20 protein-coding genes, 1 tRNA gene and 1 pseudogene are annotated in these 17,607 nt (G+C 59.8%); 13 read left to right on the top strand and 9 right to left on the bottom strand.

What is annotated here, in order from left to right; translation table 11 throughout:
- Positions 1 to 11 precede the first annotated feature (11 nt).
- Genes BW921_RS00260 through BW921_RS00250 form a run of 3 tightly spaced genes read left to right on the top strand, consistent with a single transcriptional unit; the run spans position 12 to position 3,144 of the window.
- On the top strand, positions 12 to 1,121 hold the full coding sequence (locus tag BW921_RS00260; RefSeq protein ID WP_148688084.1) for a GTP-binding protein: 1,110 nt from the start codon (positions 12 to 14) through the stop codon (positions 1,119 to 1,121).
- A complete protein-coding gene (locus tag BW921_RS00255; RefSeq protein ID WP_148688083.1) occupies positions 1,118 to 2,389 on the top strand; it encodes a hypothetical protein in 1,272 nt (423 codons plus the stop codon). Before BW921_RS00260 ends, BW921_RS00255 begins: the two co-directional genes overlap by 4 nt.
- Complete coding sequence (locus BW921_RS00250; RefSeq protein WP_148688082.1) at positions 2,386 to 3,144, top strand: hypothetical protein; 759 nt, start codon at positions 2,386 to 2,388, stop codon at positions 3,142 to 3,144. Before BW921_RS00255 ends, BW921_RS00250 begins: the two co-directional genes overlap by 4 nt.
- Positions 3,145 to 3,358: 214 nt before the next feature.
- On the opposite strand, the gene BW921_RS00245 is transcribed toward BW921_RS00250, so the two are convergent.
- On the bottom strand, positions 3,359 to 3,724 hold the full coding sequence (locus tag BW921_RS00245) for a putative zinc-binding protein (protein WP_168168585.1): 366 nt from the start codon (positions 3,722 to 3,724) through the stop codon (positions 3,359 to 3,361).
- A gap of 121 nt (positions 3,725 to 3,845) precedes the next feature.
- Here BW921_RS00245 and BW921_RS00240 point away from each other — a divergent pair, with 121 nt between their 5' ends.
- Genes BW921_RS00240 through BW921_RS00215 form a run of 6 tightly spaced genes read left to right on the top strand, consistent with a single transcriptional unit; the run spans position 3,846 to position 7,969 of the window.
- The gene (locus BW921_RS00240; RefSeq protein ID WP_148688080.1) at positions 3,846 to 5,030 is read left to right on the top strand and encodes a nicotinate phosphoribosyltransferase; all 1,185 of its coding nucleotides are present in this window, start codon (positions 3,846 to 3,848) and stop codon (positions 5,028 to 5,030) included.
- Between the two features lie 44 nt (positions 5,031 to 5,074).
- Entirely contained in the window at positions 5,075 to 5,950 is an 876-nt protein-coding gene (locus BW921_RS00235) for an RIO1 family regulatory kinase/ATPase (RefSeq protein WP_148688079.1), read from the top strand.
- Positions 5,919 to 6,362, top strand: a complete 444-nt coding sequence (locus BW921_RS00230; RefSeq protein WP_148688078.1) for a DUF120 domain-containing protein — start codon at positions 5,919 to 5,921, stop codon at positions 6,360 to 6,362. Before BW921_RS00235 ends, BW921_RS00230 begins: the two co-directional genes overlap by 32 nt.
- Positions 6,314 to 7,012, top strand: coding sequence for a 3,4-dihydroxy-2-butanone-4-phosphate synthase (gene ribB, locus BW921_RS00225; RefSeq protein ID WP_236953752.1), 699 nt, complete (start codon positions 6,314 to 6,316; stop codon positions 7,010 to 7,012). Before BW921_RS00230 ends, ribB begins: the two co-directional genes overlap by 49 nt.
- Entirely contained in the window at positions 7,009 to 7,581 is a 573-nt protein-coding gene (locus BW921_RS00220; RefSeq protein ID WP_148688076.1) for a hypothetical protein, read from the top strand. Before ribB ends, BW921_RS00220 begins: the two co-directional genes overlap by 4 nt.
- Before the next feature lies 1 nt (position 7,582).
- Positions 7,583 to 7,969 (top strand): hypothetical protein, encoded by a 387-nt coding sequence (locus BW921_RS00215; protein WP_088336357.1) that lies wholly within the window; start codon positions 7,583 to 7,585, stop codon positions 7,967 to 7,969.
- Here BW921_RS00215 and priL read toward each other — a convergent pair.
- Entirely contained in the window at positions 7,939 to 9,159 is a 1,221-nt protein-coding gene (gene priL, locus BW921_RS00210; protein WP_168168584.1) for a DNA primase regulatory subunit PriL, read from the bottom strand. The genes BW921_RS00215 and priL overlap by 31 nt on opposite strands.
- Here priL and BW921_RS00205 point away from each other — a divergent pair.
- Complete coding sequence (locus BW921_RS00205; RefSeq protein WP_148688074.1) at positions 9,150 to 9,722, top strand: DUF2119 domain-containing protein; 573 nt, start codon at positions 9,150 to 9,152, stop codon at positions 9,720 to 9,722. The two genes, priL and BW921_RS00205, sit on opposite strands and share 10 nt — an antisense overlap.
- A gap of 183 nt (positions 9,723 to 9,905) precedes the next feature.
- Here the strand turns inward: BW921_RS00205 and BW921_RS00200 are convergent, their stop codons facing one another.
- Positions 9,906 to 10,727 carry a hypothetical protein gene (locus BW921_RS00200; protein ID WP_088336354.1) on the bottom strand — a complete coding sequence of 274 codons (822 nt, stop codon included), beginning with the start codon at positions 10,725 to 10,727 and terminating at the stop codon, positions 9,906 to 9,908.
- Positions 10,724 to 11,656: an indole-3-glycerol-phosphate synthase gene (locus BW921_RS00195; protein WP_394338948.1), complete on the bottom strand. Its 933-nt coding sequence runs from the start codon at positions 11,654 to 11,656 to the stop codon at positions 10,724 to 10,726. The genes BW921_RS00200 and BW921_RS00195 overlap by 4 nt, the downstream gene beginning before the upstream one ends.
- Positions 11,657 to 11,746: 90 nt before the next feature.
- On the opposite strand from BW921_RS00195, the pseudogene BW921_RS00190 reads away from it, so the two are divergent.
- A pseudogene (locus BW921_RS00190) lies at positions 11,747 to 12,216 on the top strand (TIGR00725 family protein).
- Here the strand turns inward: BW921_RS00190 and asd are convergent.
- The 4 genes from asd to BW921_RS00170 form a co-directional block, all read right to left on the bottom strand.
- Positions 12,207 to 13,271 carry an aspartate-semialdehyde dehydrogenase gene (gene asd / locus BW921_RS00185; protein ID WP_148688072.1) on the bottom strand — a complete coding sequence of 355 codons (1,065 nt, stop codon included), beginning with the start codon at positions 13,269 to 13,271 and terminating at the stop codon, positions 12,207 to 12,209. The pseudogene BW921_RS00190 and the gene asd overlap by 10 nt on opposite strands.
- A gap of 129 nt (positions 13,272 to 13,400) precedes the next feature.
- Entirely contained in the window at positions 13,401 to 14,096 is a 696-nt protein-coding gene (locus tag BW921_RS00180) for a metallophosphoesterase (RefSeq protein WP_148688071.1), read from the bottom strand.
- Positions 14,097 to 14,101: 5 nt separating this feature from the next.
- Positions 14,102 to 15,085, bottom strand: a complete 984-nt coding sequence (locus BW921_RS00175) for a YbhN family protein (protein WP_168168582.1) — start codon at positions 15,083 to 15,085, stop codon at positions 14,102 to 14,104.
- Positions 15,086 to 15,129: 44 nt separating this feature from the next.
- Positions 15,130 to 15,259 (bottom strand) — tRNA-Glu (locus BW921_RS00170).
- Positions 15,260 to 15,301: 42 nt separating this feature from the next.
- On the opposite strand from BW921_RS00170, the gene BW921_RS00165 reads away from it, so the two are divergent.
- Positions 15,302 to 16,240, top strand: coding sequence for an SLC13 family permease (locus BW921_RS00165; protein WP_257789224.1), 939 nt, complete (start codon positions 15,302 to 15,304; stop codon positions 16,238 to 16,240).
- On the opposite strand, the gene cfbD is transcribed toward BW921_RS00165, so the two are convergent.
- Positions 16,225 to 17,274: a Ni-sirohydrochlorin a,c-diamide reductive cyclase catalytic subunit gene (cfbD, locus tag BW921_RS00160; RefSeq protein WP_210400464.1), complete on the bottom strand. Its 1,050-nt coding sequence runs from the start codon at positions 17,272 to 17,274 to the stop codon at positions 16,225 to 16,227. The two genes, BW921_RS00165 and cfbD, sit on opposite strands and share 16 nt — an antisense overlap.
- 30 nt (positions 17,275 to 17,304) lie before the next feature.
- Here cfbD and BW921_RS00155 point away from each other — a divergent pair, with 30 nt between their 5' ends.
- Positions 17,305 to 17,595: a DUF211 domain-containing protein gene (locus BW921_RS00155; protein WP_011019752.1), complete on the top strand. Its 291-nt coding sequence runs from the start codon at positions 17,305 to 17,307 to the stop codon at positions 17,593 to 17,595.
- Positions 17,596 to 17,607 lie beyond the last annotated feature (12 nt).

The following is a 17,607-nucleotide window of genomic DNA, read 5'->3' as shown; positions in this document are numbered from 1 at the left end:
ATAAATAGGAGGTGATCCCCGGAGCTAACCGCACGGAAGCGAGCGCGGAGCGGCTGGAGGGTGGCGATGTGAATGTAGTCAACGTAGTCGTCTGCGGACATTTCAACCACGGGAAGACTACGCTCGTGAAAGCGTTGACCGGTGAATGGCTGGATAGGCTGCCCCATGAGCGGGAAATGGGTGTCACAATAGAACCCGCACGCGCGTTCCTGGAGTTCCGTGACACCACGATCTCGTTCGTGGACGTGCCGGGTCACCGCGACTACATCCGTAACATGCTGACGTCCGCATGGAGCGCGGACTACGCGATTCTAGTGGTCGCGGCCGACGAGGGACCGTGTCCAGGGACGATCGACCACGCGCTCGTGGTCTCATTCTACGGGGCGAGGGTACTACCGGTCGTGAACAAGGTGGACCTGGTGGACCGTAACCGGGTATCCGAGGTCGCGGACGAGGTGATGGATCTTTTGGAGCTGCTCGGGGTGGAAACTGTCAGAGAACCGGTCCTGGTGTCCGCAAAGACCGGGGAAGGGGCGGAAGAGCTGCTCGACGCGCTGGCCGAGCTGGAAGAACCACCTCGACCGTCCGAATCGGACTCGCTGCGGGCTCCGGTGGAATCCACGCGGAGGGTGGGTGAGACGACCGTTGATGTGTTCGGAGTAGTGGATCGAGGTACGCTGGAGGAAGGGTGGGTCGAAGTTCAGCCGGGTGGGCTGAACGCGGAAGTGTTGGAGGTGGAGTCGGCGGGCGGATTCAGACCGGGATCACCGTTCAAGGCTAGGCTGAAGGTGGAGGGCTCGATCACACGTGGGATGTGCCTCGGGGAAGGATTATCGACCTCCGACGGGATAAGGGCGGAAGTCCTCTCGATAGGCGCCAAGGTTCGGCCCGGGACGATGGGGAAGGTACACGTGCTCTCAGCGGCCGCGAACGTCGAGTTCGTGGAAGTCGAGACGCACGCAGGAACGGAAGTGATACGACCCTACGCCGAGGGTCACAACGTGGCACACGTCGTCTTGGAGCTGGACCGTGAGGTAGTTGTGGAACCCGGCGACCGGTTCCTGGTGACCGTGGGCGACGAACCGGCGGTGCTTGGGGTCGTGGAGGGGGCGGCGCGTTGAGCCGCGAGGGTGGTAAGGATGTCCTGTTCGACGCTCTAGACGCTGTAGAGGAGGAGTACGATCTGAGAGGTCCGCAGTACGAGATGTTGGAAGACGTCCGAGATCAGTTGGAACATGATAACGTTGCCGTGCTTACAACGCGACCCGGGTCGGGTAAAACCTGGTTGCTGCGAAGGGTGGCAAGGGAGTACAGGGGAAGGGTGTTCTATTCCGTTCCGTCACCGGACCTGGCTGAGCGGGAGTACAAGAAGTTCAGGGAATGGGACCTCAGTGTCGACCTTTGGCGCAGGGTGGAGGACTACGACGAATGCAAGGTCAAGCTGCCGGAGCTCCTGGGTGATGAACTGGAGCAGGAGGAGCTCATCAATGTCATGATGCACGCGGGTTCCGCCCAGGATGAGCCTAAGTGTTATCCGTGGTTCTACAGAACGGAAGGTCCACTATTGGGGGTGCTTAAAAACGACGAGAAGTTGCGGGAGAAAGTCCGTGAAGCCATGTACAAAGGGAACCCGTTCATCAACGGGTTCGCTCCGTGGGATTCATGCAGGGACTGCCCCATTATCGACCAGCTATGCGACCCGAAAAGGATAATCTGTATTTCTTTCAGGAAGCTGATGTCGGTTCCGTTCCTGTACGCGTCGCACCGTCGTGCACGCCAAGCGTTGGATAAGGAACCTTTCATTTCTGAAAAAGACTGGGAAAAAGCGCTAGAAGGATCTCTGGTGATATTGGACGACGCACACGTGCTACCCGGGACGCTCGTGGTCGAGGTCCCAGGGTACGTATACGTCGGATCGCGCACACTGGAAAGGGAATTAGACGACCTAGCCTTAGACCAATCTCACATGTGGAGTGTCGTTGATTGGGACCGCGATATCCGAAAAGTGAAGAAAGCACTGGAGGAGAAGACAAAATTCCGAGAATTATACGAACGGTTGACGTACGAGCTCGAAGACTGGATAATGGAACTACGAGAGCTGGTAGAGAAAGAATGTCGTGCCGACTACTTAAATGCTAAAAAGAATTTATCACTTCTGAACGAACTGATAGAAAGATCTGATGAAGCTGGGATTAGAGAGTGGGTGTTAGTGAAAAGTCCACGCAAGTCAGGTAAGCCGACTTTGACGTTCGCACCTATCGTGAAGAACTTAGAACAGCTATTAAAACTACTCATGGGTCCTGAGTACTTCAAGCTTCCAGCGATATACCTCGTGGCTGAGAACCGACCCACTCTGAGTGATTTGAACCGGAGGGGAATGGGACGATGAAAGCAACGTTCTATATGCTCCCACTGTACATAAAGTCGAATGATGCGTGGAGGCTCGGAAAGCTGCTACGTGGCCTGGACACTAGAAACCATAGGGTACTCGTCTTGGACAGGTCGAGGTCGTTCGTTAAAAAGCTTCACGAGGCGTTACGGGATGCAGATTGGATTCAGAAGATCGAGGATCTGCAGCAGTTCGCCGGGTCAGGGGGAGGAATAGGAGTAGCAGAAATCCTCAAAGGACTAGTCGGAGCCGACGTCCAGGGAATAGAATCCGTGATAATATGTCGGACGTATCTCTCCAACTACGCAGCACAAAGGTCGATTATCGTCCCTATAATGCTGTACAAAATCCGGCTGGAACCGAAAGGTGTCTTCGACGATAACCCTCTCGACGCCCTTAGACTAGAGGCGCTGGAAAGCGTCCTGTACGACTTGACGGTCGTGGCTGGTCGCGCCGTAAGATCTGAGAGGGACGGGTACCCGTTCACTGTCCTTCTAGGTGCAGGAACTATCGTCCGTGTGGTTCAAAACCACCCGGATCAAGCGATGGATATCTATGAGAATTTCGTTGAGACCTTTGAAGGTGAAGACTTGAACCCAGAAGTGTGCGTCTACGATTTGGATTCTGGGTCAGAGGTGCCGTTGGAGGATCTCGAAGACCTCGAAGACATTGAAGTTAAGAGATTCGAAGAACTGAGCGAAGACGAGAAGAGGGTGTTGATTAACTGGATGAATGATAAGATAATCGCACGTTAGAGAAATTCCACTCACGTTACTAGGTTAGTGAAAGGAGTGATCATCACCAACTTAGATCTTTTCTTAAAATTACCGACGCACATGGGAAGTGCTCTTAATTGAAAGAGAAGTCGGTATTGTCGGAATTAAAGTCGGAGTTAGTTTGTACCATACTTACTATACCGTCCGTAGGCAGCGAGTAAAGTCGTGAGGTTCTGGTTACTCTGACAGGTCTTCAAAGGAGTTCTTTAACTTTTTTCTTGACCTCTTCTGCCAGTCTCCTGTTCGACTCCGTGAGCTCGTACATACTGTCGGCATTCACCCCAATTTTTTCCGATACTTCGGAAACGAACACAGTTTCGGACGGACTCTTCCCTACTTTCTCCTTCAATATTTTTTCGGGACAGTTATGGTCACAGCCAGCGATCACTAAAACTTCGACGCGTTTTAGAAGGTCTAGGAACTTCTTCTTACCTGCGGCGGTAGCTGGCGGACAGATCGACGGAACTCCTTCCTCCTCGGATAGCTCTGCGACCGCTACTCGGGAAACAAATCCGTTAGGTGACATACCGATGCATGGCATCAGAGCTCTTCTGGACACCGTGGGTGCCCCCATACACGTCAATATCGTACCATAGGCACGTCCGGGAACTGGCCTCCAGCTGCGGTGTAGGGATAAAATTTTCGATCCTTATGAAACGATCCGCGAAGGGGTTGGAAAGGTGCGTCTCCACGTAGCTGCAGAGGATGAGATACGGCGTGGCGAGACCGCGGACGTGTACTTCAGGAGGATCAGGGAGGTGCTGGAAGAGGAGGGTTTAGACGATACCGAGGTCGTCGCCGAGATTTCTACACGATCACTGCCTGAGGGTTGGGAGTGGGGTGTCCTGTGTGGCGTCGAGGAAGCGCTGGCGCTACTTGAGGGTCGGGACGTGACGGTGTACGCGATGGACGAAGGGGAGTTGTTTCGACCCGAGCAGCCGGTGATGAGGATCGAAGGGCCTTACGTTGAATTCTGTGAGCTTGAAACTGCACTGATCGGATGTTTGGCGAAAGCCACCGGGATCGCCACGAAAGCAGCTAGGTGCAAGGTCGCGGCAGGTGGCAAACCCGTGTACAGCTTCGGGATTCGTCGGCAGCACCCTGCGATAGCCCCGATGGTGGACAGAGCAGCGTTCGTGGGTGGATGCGATGGTGTTTCTGGGATCAAGGGGGCGGAGTTGATCGGAGAGCGACCCGTGGGCACTATGCCGCACGCTTTCATCTTGGTGTTCGGGGATCAGCGAAAGGCGTGGCGTGCATTCGACGAACACGTACCTGAGGACGTTCCCAGGATAGCCCTAGTGGACACACTGTACGACGAGGTAGAGGAGGCGCTGATGGCGGTCGAAGAGCTGGGGGATAGGCTCTACGGGGTGAGGCTCGACACACCATCATCTCGCCGTGGTGACATGGCGGAAATAGTACGAGAGGTCAGGTGGGAGCTGGACCTCCGCGGGCACGAGCACGTTAAGATCGTAGTGTCCGGCGGGCTGGACGAGGAAGAGATCCGGCGGCTCGCGGAGGCCGGGGCCGACGCGTTCGGCGTGGGTACGGCTATCTCGGACGCTCCGGCGGTGGACTTTGCGATGGACCTGGTGGAGGTCGAAGGAGAACCGAGGTCGAAGAGGGGGAAGCTCTCCGGAGCCAAGCAAGTCTGGAGGTGCCCGAACTGCCTTGACGACGTCGTGCTCCCCAGGAATGAGGAACCAAACCCATGTTCCGAGTGCGGGTCGGAACGTGAGCCGCTGCTGCGGAAGTTCATGGAGGAGGGTGAGGTGATCCGAGAACCGAAGTCCCCCAAGGAGGCCCGTAGGCACGTGCTAAAGACCGTCGGGGAGCTCGAAGGACTCGATCTGACGGAGTGAGATCCCCTCTCCGTGGCTCCGGCGTCCGCAGGGGGTCCACGGAGTTGGAGCAGTTGGGACGCGCACTGCTAGAAACGGTGCAGAAAGACGATCCCGAGCCGTTCTTAGAGGCATTGGAGGGGGCGGAGGTGAGTCCAGAGGACGCGAATCGATTCTTGGAGGCGTTGCGGATACAGAGGGAGAAGGGGAAAATCTCCGAGGAAACCCTGGGGGTCATCGAGGACACGCTTTCTGAGGTGTTAGAACCCGAGGAACGTGGAATCCCGGAACCCGATCCGCTGGCGGAGTACGCCGGAGTAGATCGTATCCTCGGAACGATCATGACGGGGAAGGAAGCGGACGTCCTGCTAGCGGAGCGTGACGGGGAGAAGGTCGCCCTGAAGGTGTACCGTGCGCACACCGGGTACGAGGAGCGGTACGAGGAGAGAATCTACCGGGTGGAGGGCGGCGAGGTGCGGAGGATCAGACGTGGGGACGCCGCTCTGAGGGAGTTCTCCCGATTGCGGCGCGCGTACGAAGCCGGTGTAAAGGTACCGGAGCCTTACGACGCACGTCCTGGCCTTATCGTGATGGAGTACATCCCGGGTGAACCCCTACACCGGGCGCCGGACCTGGATGATCCGAGGTCGGTACTGGAAGATCTGTTGAACCAGGTTGTACGGCTGGCCGTGAACGCCGAGTTAGTCCACGGTGATCTAAGCGCGTTCAACATCCTAGTCGGTGACGACGGTACGCCGTACATCATCGACTTATCCGAGGCCGTGAAAGTGAAGGAGCCGGGGGCGTTTGAGACACTCCAGCGAGACGTGAAGAATCTCGTATCGTTCTTTGAGCGAAAATACGGAGTGTCGGCGGACGTAGACGAGGTCGTAGAGAGGGTGAGGCGAGATGTCTACGGGACCGACTGTGGTCGTGGGTGAGTACGTGAAGGGGTTGGGTGAAGGCCGTCGCTACGTCAGCATCCCGTACTACCGGAGAGAAATCGAGAGGGTGATCGGGACACGACCGTTCCCGGGAACGTTCAACGTCCGGGTGGAGCGTGAGGAGCGCGAGTCGCTCCGTGAGCTCGCTTCTTCGTACGGGTATAGAATAGAACCGCACGGTGAGTACGGAGGAGCTTGGCTTTACCCCTGTTTAGTGGGCGGAAGGCCCGCATGGCTGGTCTTTCCGGACCTAACGGAGCATCGGGATCAAGTGGAGTTTATATCCGAGACTGAACTACGACGTGAGATCAACGTGACCCACGGTGACACGGTAAAGATCGAGGTGTGGGGACCGTCGATTTGGGAGTTGGTGAGGAAGTTGACTTGCAATCCGTCCGGCGGGCGTTGAGACGTGGAAAGCCCGTGTTCATTTTCGATTCAGAGGACCGCGAAGGAGAAACCGATATGGTGTTTTGGGCTCCTGAGGTTACGCCAGATCACGTCGCGGAACTCCGGGAGGTCGCGGGTGGATTGATCTGCGTTGTAATACACCCGGAACACGCCCGGAAAATACGCTTACCCTTCCTGGTGGACGTTTACGGGCGGTCGGATCATCCACTACTGCGTGCCACGTGGCCCGACGATATACCGTACGATGAGCGTTCCACGTTCTCGATTACCGTTAACCACCGAGACACATTTACAGGGGTTACCGACGAGGATCGTGCTCTGACTATACGGAAGCTGGCGGAGTTCTTCACCCGCGACCATGAAGACCCAGTACGTGAGTTCGGTGAGGAGTTCAGGTCTCCGGGACATGTGCACCTGCTGCGCCCTTTCGACGGGCTTTTAGAGGAGCGTCGAGGGCATACCGAGCTCACCGCGGCGTTACTCGAACTAGTCGAGTTAAAACCTAAGGTCGCGGTCATATGTGAGATGTTGGAATCTGGTGGAGGAGCCCTCCCGCGTGAAAAAGCCGAGCACGTCGCGAGAGAGCATGGCGCTCCGTTCCTGACCGGTGAGGACATCTTGAAAGCGTGGAAGGGGGGCGATGGGTGATCCACCCCGTTATCGTCGTGTTGGTGATATCGTCCCTCTTGATAGCCCCGGTCACAGCTCAGGAGGGGGGCACCACGACGGGAACTGGACAGGCTACCCCTACAGTCCAGCCGTCTACGACGCCCAGTGGGCCGACGACGATAACCGGCGAGGGCGGCGGTCATGCTGGCGTCTCACAGCCTCGATCCATATCCACGACCGGTAAGGTACAGGAAGCCGAGTCCGGAAAGAAAGTCGAAGAAACCAAGAAGAAGGAAAAAAAGAAACCCGAAAGGAAACACGCCCACAAGGCGGGTCTGCAGGGACTTACTAGATCGCTGCGTGAACTGAGGTACTACGCGCTGGTGACGGCGGTCGGGCTGGCGACCATAGCAGTCATAATGGGATACGGATTGGTGAAATTCGAGCGACGGCTCTCCCAGCAGTCGATGGGTGATAAAGCACAGAAGGCCGAAAAGGCCCAGAAGGAGCCGCCAAAAGTCGAGCGTAAGCTCAGAAAGACGGAGCCTGAAGAGGAGGAAGTAGAGAAGGTTAGGAAACTGTGGAAGCAGTTAAAGGAGGGGGACTGAAGTGTCCCTGAGGTGTCCACGGTGCGGAGGTCCCGTTCGTCCATCGCTCGATCAGTTGGAGTGTGAGGAGTGTGAGTGGTTCAAAAAACTCCGGAGTAAGCCCAGGAGGGACACGAGGCTCAAGTGGATGAAGGAGTATACCAGACGGTTCTTACGGGAAGAATTCGATGATTGCGGTGTGGCCGAAGTCATAGTGAGAGGACCCAGGGGTAAGGGAACTGGTTACTTGGCTGCCACGGTGTACGTGGACGACCATCACAGGGCGATCGGCAAGGATGGCAGCCGCGTGAAGGAGGTTGAAGAGAATCTCGAAACGTTGGCGGACGAGCTTGGAGTGCCCCCGGTTCGTATAACGGTTCACCCATCGTCGGCCTTAGGTCGGCGATAATACGTGAGCGGGTTCTTCACACCGCAATCCCCACGGGGACATAGTCCCCACGCCTTCATTTTCTCGCAATTCGGAGGTAAATACCGTGTGCCTCCACCCACTTCACCCGCGATGTGGCGAACCTGATATCTGGTACGCTCTTCGTCGAAGTCCGGAAGGTTCGAGAACACTTCCACCACGCGGTCCACGTCCCACCCCGCGTTGACTAGGAAGGCAGCCAGTGCGAAGCGGGCCTCGTGGGGCAAGTTCTCCCCTTCTTGAGCCCTCCGTAAGAGCTCCCGGATACACGGCGGAAACCGGCCGCCCTCCCCCTTCTCAACGCGCTCCAAGCGCTTCCGAACCTTCGGGAACAGTTTGAGGCAGAATTCCCGCAGCTCCTCGGCCTCTACGCCACCCAGAGATTCGATGTCGGAGATCACTAACCGGCGGACATCCTCGCGGAATGTCCGTGCCAGTGTCTTGAAATGCATGATCAGGTATCCTTCCGGTTCCTTGAGCATCTCGAGTAAGTTGGGGTCCGGTCTCCGCATTCGCCCACGGCAGTTGGAGCACCTGCGGGCGTGATCCTGCTCCAAGTCCCCCGTTCCTCCCCGCCTCGTGGCCCCGCATCGCGTGCATATCCAGACGTCGTTCCACCCTGCGGGATCGAGGACTCTCACACCGAGGACCCTGTTCGACCTAACCTCCTTCAGAACCTTCTCCAACGGGGCGCGTTCCCACACCAACACCTTCAACTTCTGCCCCTCGGGGGACCGATGAATGAGTGGAAACGAGAAATGGACCGCGTAGAGGCCCAGGTCGCGCTCGAGAACCCGTACGTCCCACAGGTACAGATCACTGAGGACACGTTCCTCAGGGTAGGACATGGCGGACCCGTCCTCGCGACGGAGGTCGTAGAGCGCTGTCTCGGCCATCGCTGACTCACCTTCGGCTATCAGGTGACGGACTGGGCGCGGTCCGGCGGCCGCTACGGTTAGGAGAGCTCCGTACACGCGTAAAACCTCCGACTCATCCTCGTCCCTGATCTTGCGCAGGTAAGCGCGGCGCGTCTTCACCTTCGCCATCCAGTCGTCGAGCCCGAACGCGTAGGACCTGACCCTGGTCCTGATTTCATCACGGTACGACAGAACCTCCTCCGGTCCTACCTCCGGAACGGATACCGTCGGGGCGTGGGGAAACCATGAGCGCAAACGATCACCCCATCCGCAGACCAGTAGCCGTGTACGGGGTCCACGGGGATGAAGGTCGTGCCCTCGAGCCTGTAGTTCGCAGGGTATTACCCGATGGATTCCGGACCTCTAGGGTGTTCAAGAACGGACCTTACGTGAGTACGGTGGATCCGTCGTTCCACCGTTCCGAAGTCGGTGCGCGTTGGCGACGGGTCGTCGAGAACCTTCGACCGTTCGACGCTTACGTGGAGTTCCACTGCTACCGACCAGAGTCTTACGGGAAGCTGACTGCGGAGCGACGGAGTAGTGGGGTCCCCGGCTTAGTCGACTTCGGCGCCGGGATACTCCTAGGTTCCGTCCCACGCAAACACAAGCGCGTCCTCGGGGACGTGCTCACGCTCACCCTAGAGGTACCCAGGGAGCCATCGGATCGGGCGTTGAGTGTCGTCTCCGAGATATTGGGACTGATCCCTGGAAGAACACGCGGAGAGTTCGTGAAGGAGCTACGTCGACGTTTCCCTGAGGCGACCGAGGAGGCCCTCCGGAGGTTCAGGGATTACTACCCCGATCTGGAACCCTTCTGATCGAAAGGGTTAACTCTCGAACGCCCATGGCCTCTGCCAGAGGACGGCCCCGAAAACCTGAGGGTGGCACACCCGATGAGGGGGAGTAGGGGCCGCCGATGAGCCCCGTGGCCGAGGCTGGGACCGGGACGGGTGACGACCGGAAGGCGACGGATGACCGGTCTGGCTAACCACGGGGCACAGTCATTCCTCAGTCGGTTCCACCACAAGGGACACGTCCTTACCCTTGGTAACTAGGCGCATGAGCTCGTCCGCGTGATCCCGATCCACGACCAAGACGACGCCACTCTTGGACCGCTTCCAGACCTCCGCCTCGCAGATCATTTGACCGTCGGCGTACACTATCACTTTGTCCCCCTCACCGATGTGAGCCGACCCACCCTTGGGTTTTACCGAGACGGCGACCTTATCCGGGGGAAGGGTGTGCGAGACTGGTGGCTTCGCGCCGGCGAGCCTCACCTTGACCTCGTCACCGTCGACACGCACCACCGCTCGTCCCACGCCCCCCTCTTCCTCTAAGTCCCGCTTGATCACCCGCTCCACGTCCTCCCGGGAGGTTCCCCGCGGAAACTCGTACTCACGTCCCGCGATCCGCTTCTTCACCTCTCGAGGCGCTGGAGGTTCCCCAGGGACGTCTTCGATATTGTCTGGATCCTCGGGAAGCCGGTACACTTTGGTCGTGGGTTTCATCGAGGACAACCGCGCCTCTAGTAGTCGCTTACCCAGTGCGTCTCCGTAGGTCCTGGCGGGTATCGCGAACAGGGCCGCGACCGTCCAGGAGAGCACCTCGACGTTAGGCTGGCTGATGGCCAGCGCGGCCAACTTCTGCGGACCCGACGCGAATCCCGCGGTGATGAGTCCCACGAACATGGCCGTTGTCATCGTTATCCGCTCCTCCGCAACGTACCGGTACAGGGCCGCCGCGATGAACGACCCCGCGAACACGTAGAGGCCTCTGGAGATACCGAAAACCACCGACCATGCCAGCTTGTGCGGATCGATCACTCCGTCGACCGCCCCGCTTCCACGAGCTCTCTTACCGCTTCACTCGGGTCGGACGCCCGCATCAGGTACGTACCGACCAACACCGCGTCGACTACTTCGCCCAGCCGGACGACATCCTCAGGTCCGGAAACGCCGGATTCGGCGACGAGGGGGGCGTTCGTGAGGTCCTTAATCTCGGGACCCAGGTCGAAGGTTCGACTAAGATCCACCTCGAGCGTGCGGAGGTCCCGGTTGTTCACCCCTACGACGTCGGGATCGCACTCGCTTAGCAGTTCGAAGTGCTCCCGACGGTCGATCTCCAGTAGAACCTCCATACCGTGCTCGTGTGAAAGGTCGATCAGTTCAGGGGCCTCTCCACCTACGGCCGCGGCGATGATCAGTACGGCATCGGCCCCGTAGTGCGCGCTCTCCTCTACCTGCACCGGGTCGATTATGAAGTCCTTGCGAAGCACCGGAACATCCACGACTTCCCGGACGACCTCGACGTACTTAGGCCGACCGTCGAAGAACTCGGGCTCGGTTAACACGGAGATACCTGCCGCACCACCTCGCTCGTACGCACGTGCCCTCTCGACGACATCCTCCGTGTCCACGTCGCGTAGCCTGCCCTGGGAGGGGGAGGCGGGTTTCACCTCGGCGATCACTGCCACACCGGGGCCCGAAAGGGCCTTCCGCAGCGATCTTCCTCCCGCCCTCGGCGTGAACGTGCGGTCACGGATCTCCTCTACCCTTTCCCTCACGCGCTCCAGGATCTCGTCCAGCAGCTCGGAACACCCCCGGCGATGACGATATCGGCTTGGTCCGACGTCCGGATGGGGTGGCTGCGCCCCGACCGAGCCAGGGAGATGATGAAACGGATGATAGGAGATCGTACGGATGACTTGGGGTCCCGGGACCGATCCCGGGACTCCACGACTGATGACGAACACCCGGTTGGCCGGAGGCTGCCCCCGATGTGGATTGTTACGCCAGCTGAGGTCGTCATCATCGCAAAAACTCCTTCGCGGGGGAAGACCTCGTTGCAGATCTCGGTGATCGGTAGCGGAAGGGCCTCGGAGGACGTCCTGAATCTCGCTGAGGAACTTGGCCGCGAGATCGCCCGACGAAACCACGTCCTGGTCTGCGGTGGAAGAGGAGGCGTGATGGAGGCGGCATGCAGAGGAGCGCGGGAGGAGGGGGTATCACCGTAGGTATCTTACCGGGTGAGATGCGGGACGAGGCCAACCCATACGTCGACGTCATCCCGACGGGTCTGGGAGAGGCACGGAACGCTCTGGTGGTCAGGGCGGGAGACGCCGTAATCGCCGTCGCGGGCGGATGGGGGACGCTCTCCGAGATCTCCCTGGCCAAGAAGATGGGGAAGCCGGTTGTGGGCCTGACGTTATCGGGAGGGTGGGCCGAGGAGCTAGCGAGGCGAGGTGAGATCGAGGGGGCGGGATCACCCAAGGAAGCCGTGAAGAAAGCGGAGCGTCTGGTCGGTTACAGATAACCTTCTTCGACGAGGAGCTCGGCGTTCAGCACGGAAGCGCCAGCAGCGCCCCTCACCGCGTTGTGACTAACGCACACGTACTTCAGGCCGCCGAATACCGGGTCCTTACGGATCCTACCGACGACCACGGCCATACCGCCGTAGACGTCACGGTCGAATCTCGGCTGCGGTCTGTCTTCTTCCTCCATGACCACGACGGGACGCTCCGGTGCGCTAGGTAGATCCTTCTTCTGCGGGACTCCCAGGAACCCTGCCAGAATCTCCGCAGCCTCTTCCGGGTCAGACTCTTCTTCGGTCGCTACGAAGATAGCCTCGGTGTGACCGTCCAACACGGGCACTCGGTGACACGACGCGGAGACCTTGATATCCGCGAATTCGACGCGGTCTCCGTCCAGCTCGCCCAGAATCTTAAGGGTCTCGGTTTCCATTTTCTCCTCCTCGCCCTCGATATATGGGATCACGTTGTCGATGATGGCCATGGACGGTACGCCCGCGTAACCGGCGCCGGAGACCGCCTGCATCGTTGAGACTACCACGCTCTCGATCCCGTACTCGTCCATCAGCGGCTTGAGGGTCAGGACCATCTGAATAGTCGAACAGTTAGGGTTCGTCACGATGAAGCCGTTCCAACCACGCTCATCCTGCTGCACGTCGATGAGTTCCAGGTGATCAGGGTTGACCTCGGGTACCACCAGGGGGACGTCCTCTTCCATGCGGTACGCGCTGGCGTTACTGGCGACGGCGAAGCCCACCTCCGCGAACGCCGGCTCGACGTTGCGCGCCACGTCCGACGGTAACGCGGAGAACACCAGGTCTACGTCCGCTTCGCGCTCCACCTCCTCCGGGTCGGTCTCCAATACGGTGAGCTCCGCCACGTCCTCCGGCATCGGCTCTTCCAAGTACCACTTAGCGGCTTCTGCGTAAGTCTTCCCGGCGGAACGTGGCGACGCCGTCACGGCCTCGAGCTCGAACCACGGATGGTCGGCCAGCAAGCTGATGAACCGCTGGCCTACAATGCCAGTGGCACCCAGGACTCCGACCCGGACCCTCGCCAATCTTCGCGACCCCCGTCGCGGACCGTGAACACCGTTAAAAAAGGACCGCAGCCGGGCCGACCGGGCCGTGATCGTCCGCGCCCTCTCCCGAGGGCTACGCCGATGAGGAGAACTTCCTGGGGTGAGCCCTCAGAACGGTTCGGCTTCCAGAATGGGGAGGTACGACTCGTCGATCACAGCATCGCGCCGGTGGGCGAGGAGTAACCGGTCATCCGATGTCACCTCGGTACCACCAACCAGGTCGTCGAACGCCGGTAGTACGAACCCCGGGGCCCGTCCAGAGACCTCACCCCGAGTGAGTCCATCGAGGTCGAGCTCCAGCTCGACGAGTACTTTCACAGATACGCCGGGAACAGCGTCCGATACCGGGTGTTCGTGACCGAACACCAGGACGTTGGACCGTGGGAGCAGCTCGTGATCAGGTTCCGCGTGCCCGTGGAGGAAGTAGAACCCGTCGATAAGTATCCCACTGGTGCCCACCACTCGAACCCCACGCTGATCTCGGAGGAGCTCTTCCACCAGGCCGTCGTGGTTCCCCTTGACCACGATTACCTCGTCCACGATCTCGAGCGCGGCGTCCACGATTTTCGGGACGCCCCGGAACTCGATACGACTGGCGGACGGTACGTTGTGCTTGAGGTCACCCACTATCACTAGGATCGAGGGGTCCAACACCTCTAGGTACTTTCGAAGCTTCTCGACGCGGTCTTTTGTACGGTTCACGGCCCGTATTCCACGCTTACGAAGCTCGATCTCCACACCCACGTGCACGTCAGCCAACGCCGCGATATCCTTGAACATGATCACCTCGTGGTAGAGTTCCACCCATCTTACCCCCGACAGACATGCCTTTCCAGTACGGGCACGCTGACAGCCCCCAAAGTTACGGGTATCACGAACGAGTAGAGCCGGTCCAGGAGTAGAGCCGCCATCACCCGGTTCGGGTCCGCCCCCAACACGGTAAGGACTCCGGTAGTCAATCCCTCCACGATACCGAGCCCTCCCGGCGAGACCGAAACGACGGCAGACCCTCGGATCGCGATGGACATGACCAACGGTATCAACGGGGACGCCGTGGGCCAGACCGCCCAGGTGACGCAGTACAACCGGAGCACCCTGGCGGCCCATCCCACGGTGTACTGAACTAGGGCCGATCGCGCTTCCTTGGACCGAAACAGCCGCACCGTGGAATCCACGAGCTCATCGACCGTTCCCACGGAGTACCCTACGCGGCGTACGAGCGCTTCGACGAGGTCGCGTACGCTCTCGTAGGCCTCGCGGCACGTGCGTTCGGACGCGAACAGCGCCCAGAGCCCCACCACGGCCGCAGCTCCGACACCGTTCGCCGCGATCAGGTACGGGGAAACCTCGGTGCAACACCATATTACGACGCATCCTAGCAGGATCACCGCTAAGTAGCCCGCGTTGCCCAGCACGATGTCGGCCACGATAGTTGGGATGACGGTGGCGGCCGACCATCCGAGCCGAACTCCGTAGTACACCCGAACGGCGTCGCCGAGTACCCTGGCGAGGGAGACCAGGTTGTTGACCATCAGTTTGACGCAGTATATAAGAAAGAGTTGTCTTCTAGGCGGGCTGCTTCCCAACGGCTCGAAGGTTTTCTTCCATCCCCCCACGCACGCCGCGAACCACAGTACCTCGCACGCACCCGCCGTCAGGATCCAAGCAACGTCGGCCCGTTGGAGGGTTCTGAGGACTCCGTTTACGTCCGCTAGGTGGAACAAGGTGATGTAAAGCGATATCGCCCCAGCGACGGCTCCGAGGACGGTTTTGATGTGAAGAGATCTCTCCAAGGAGCGCTCCCCGATCGTTAGTTTTCTCGTAACGATTTAGGGTTTGGTGCCCCGGCCGGGATTTGAACCCGGGTCGCGGGATGTCTCCGGCCCGGACGGGCCTCGAAAGTCCCGCATGATATCGGCGGGCCCGCGGTCACCCACGGGCCCTTGACCGGGCTACACCGCCGGGGCGTCTCTTCGTCCACGGCCGCGCCCGAACCCTCGTTACTTAAAATTTTCGGGGGCGAGGACATGTCGGTGTGGGTGGATCTGAACGCTGTCGGGTTCGTAGCGGTCCAGTCGGCAGTCACCGCGGAGTGGATCAGGACGGGGGCGATCCATCGGGTCAGGAGGGCGGTACTCGGGGAAAGAGCGGGTACCGTGCGGGTGATGCTAGTTACTGGGATGTTGTCCATGTTGCTCACGAACGATGCCGCGCTCATCACCGTCCTGTCGCTGCTGGCTCCGGGTGCCAGCCGACCTCACCGTGTGGTCCTGCCATGCTTGGTCTCGGCCAACTCGGTCGGCGCCCTGACGCCGCTCGGGAACCCTCAGAACGCCATCGTCTACTCGCATTATCACATAGATCCCGTGGACTTCTTCGTCACGCAGCTGCCGGTATGCGCGGCACTCCTTATACCCGGTCTTCTGTACGCGTGGGCCCACGGTGAGCGGATCGAGTCGGGCTCCGGGCCGGCTCCGGACGTCCTGGACGTGACGGTGGTGATCGCGGCGGCCGGTTGTCTACTGGCCCACGTCCCGGTGTACCTATGGTTCCCCGCGGTCTTCGGATGCTACGCCGTTCTCCGCCCGCATGCCGTCCGGCAGGTGGATTGGGTCGTGATCGGCATGCTGACGGTCGGGGTCTTGGTTCCGAGCGTGATCGGGCCGTTGAGTTGGAACCCGCGGATAGACGATCCATTCGTGTGGTCCGTGTTGCTGTCTCAGGTCGTGAGCAACGTACCGGCTACCGTGCTGGTGACACCCATGACGTATGACTGGAGGGACCTGCTCCACGGTGTGACAGTCGGTGGCTACGGGACGCCGGTAGCCTCTGTGGCCAACCTGATAGCGCTGAGGGCCGTGGGGAGCCACGGTGTTCTCCGCGACTACGCTGTGCTACAGTGCTCATGCCTGATGTTGGGGACTCTGTCACACTATGCGCTGAGCTGACGTATGGCCTCCCCGAGGTCTGACGGCACGATCTCGCGCCGCCCCAGCACCCGGGCGTGGGCTTCCTCCTCGACGACGACGTAATCATACCCCAGCTCTCGTAGGGCGGAGGCTTCGCGAAGCCCGTCGGTGACGGCGACGAACGTGGCGTCGACGTCGAGCTCCTCCGGTGCGACGGCGTGGGGTATCCCGGTGATCAGCACGGAATCGGGGTCGAACTCCTCGATCTTCTTGGCCAGGAGCTCGCCGGTGACCGCGTATTCGTCCAGGGAACCGGTGACTTCGAACTCGATCCCTTCCTCCCGAAAAATTGATCCGATAACCTCCGCGTCCCGCCGTACCTTAGGGAGACCGCTTTCAGGGGACAGGTTGGCCAGGACCCAAGCCCCACGTTTACCGAGTTCGAGGATAGGGTCCGCGAAGATGTAGGCGGTCTCCTTCTTCGCGTTGAGGATGGCGAGTACGTCCTCGTAGGATAGCAGCACCCGGGCGACCTCGGACGGATCGTGTCCGGACCACGGTTTGAGGTACTTCCGGCTGGCCATCCCACGCTTACGCTCGAGCTCGGCCGCCGCCCTCATCAGTCTCTTCTGGCGTTCCACTTCCCCTTTTGGGATTACCCCCGCCTCCGCGGCCCGCTCTAATGTCCTAATGACCCCTTCGGTGTTAGGCCCCATGCCGTTGTGTACCTCGACGGTGACGACAGTCGCATCGGTGTTCGCCTCATCGACGGCGGCCTCGAGGTCCTCTCCGATGATGGACGAGACGCACGTTCCGACGACTCCGATCAGCTCCGGTTCGAGACGCTTCTCCACGTACTCGAGGAGCTCGACGAGCTTCTCCAGGGCTCCGAACACGAAGTCGTCCTCCTCCATCCCAGTCACGAACACCCGGACGCCGTCCTTCTCGAGCAGTCGCGCGGTCCGGAAGCAACATCCTTTAGGTCCGTGGAGCACCACGGCATCTGCGAGAAGATCCCGAAGCGTGTACATGGCTGCCGGGATGGGTCCGGGTCGTGGGTGCCACGTGCTCAAACTCCATCACCCTTCCGAAGGGGGTCTCCCATGGCGAAGATCCGGAGGTTGGTACTGGACGTTATGAAACCGATGGAACCCGATACCACGGAGCTGGCGCGCTCGCTGGCGAAACTGGAGGGGGTCGATGGCGTTAACATAGTTCTGGTCGAGGTGGATCGCGACGTCGAGAACGTGAAGGTTACGGTGGAGGGACCGGATTTGGACTTCGAGCGGATAAAGGACCTGATCGAGGACATGGGAGGCGCAATCCACAGCATAGATGAGGTAGTAGCCGGCTCTCGGATCGTCGAGGAGGTAAAAACCCCACAAGACGATTAAGGGCTAGTCACC

This window comes from Methanopyrus sp. SNP6, from assembly GCF_002201895.1.
Classification (GTDB): domain Archaea; phylum JAADCQ01; class Methanopyri; order Methanopyrales; family Methanopyraceae; genus Methanopyrus.
This window is presented reverse-complemented; position numbering and strand designations above follow the sequence as displayed.

What these genes read in the sequence shown, in the direction of transcription:
- BW921_RS00155 (WP_011019752.1), top strand. Translation starts at nt 17,305, where the DNA reads ATGGCGAAGATCCGGAGGTTGGTACTGGACGTTATGAAACCGATGGAA.
- BW921_RS00250 (WP_148688082.1), top strand. Translation starts at nt 2,386, where the DNA reads ATGAAAGCAACGTTCTATATGCTCCCACTGTACATAAAGTCGAATGAT.
- BW921_RS00230 (WP_148688078.1), top strand. Translation starts at nt 5,919, where the DNA reads ATGTCTACGGGACCGACTGTGGTCGTGGGTGAGTACGTGAAGGGGTTG.
- BW921_RS00205 (WP_148688074.1), top strand. Translation starts at nt 9,150, where the DNA reads ATGAGCGCAAACGATCACCCCATCCGCAGACCAGTAGCCGTGTACGGG.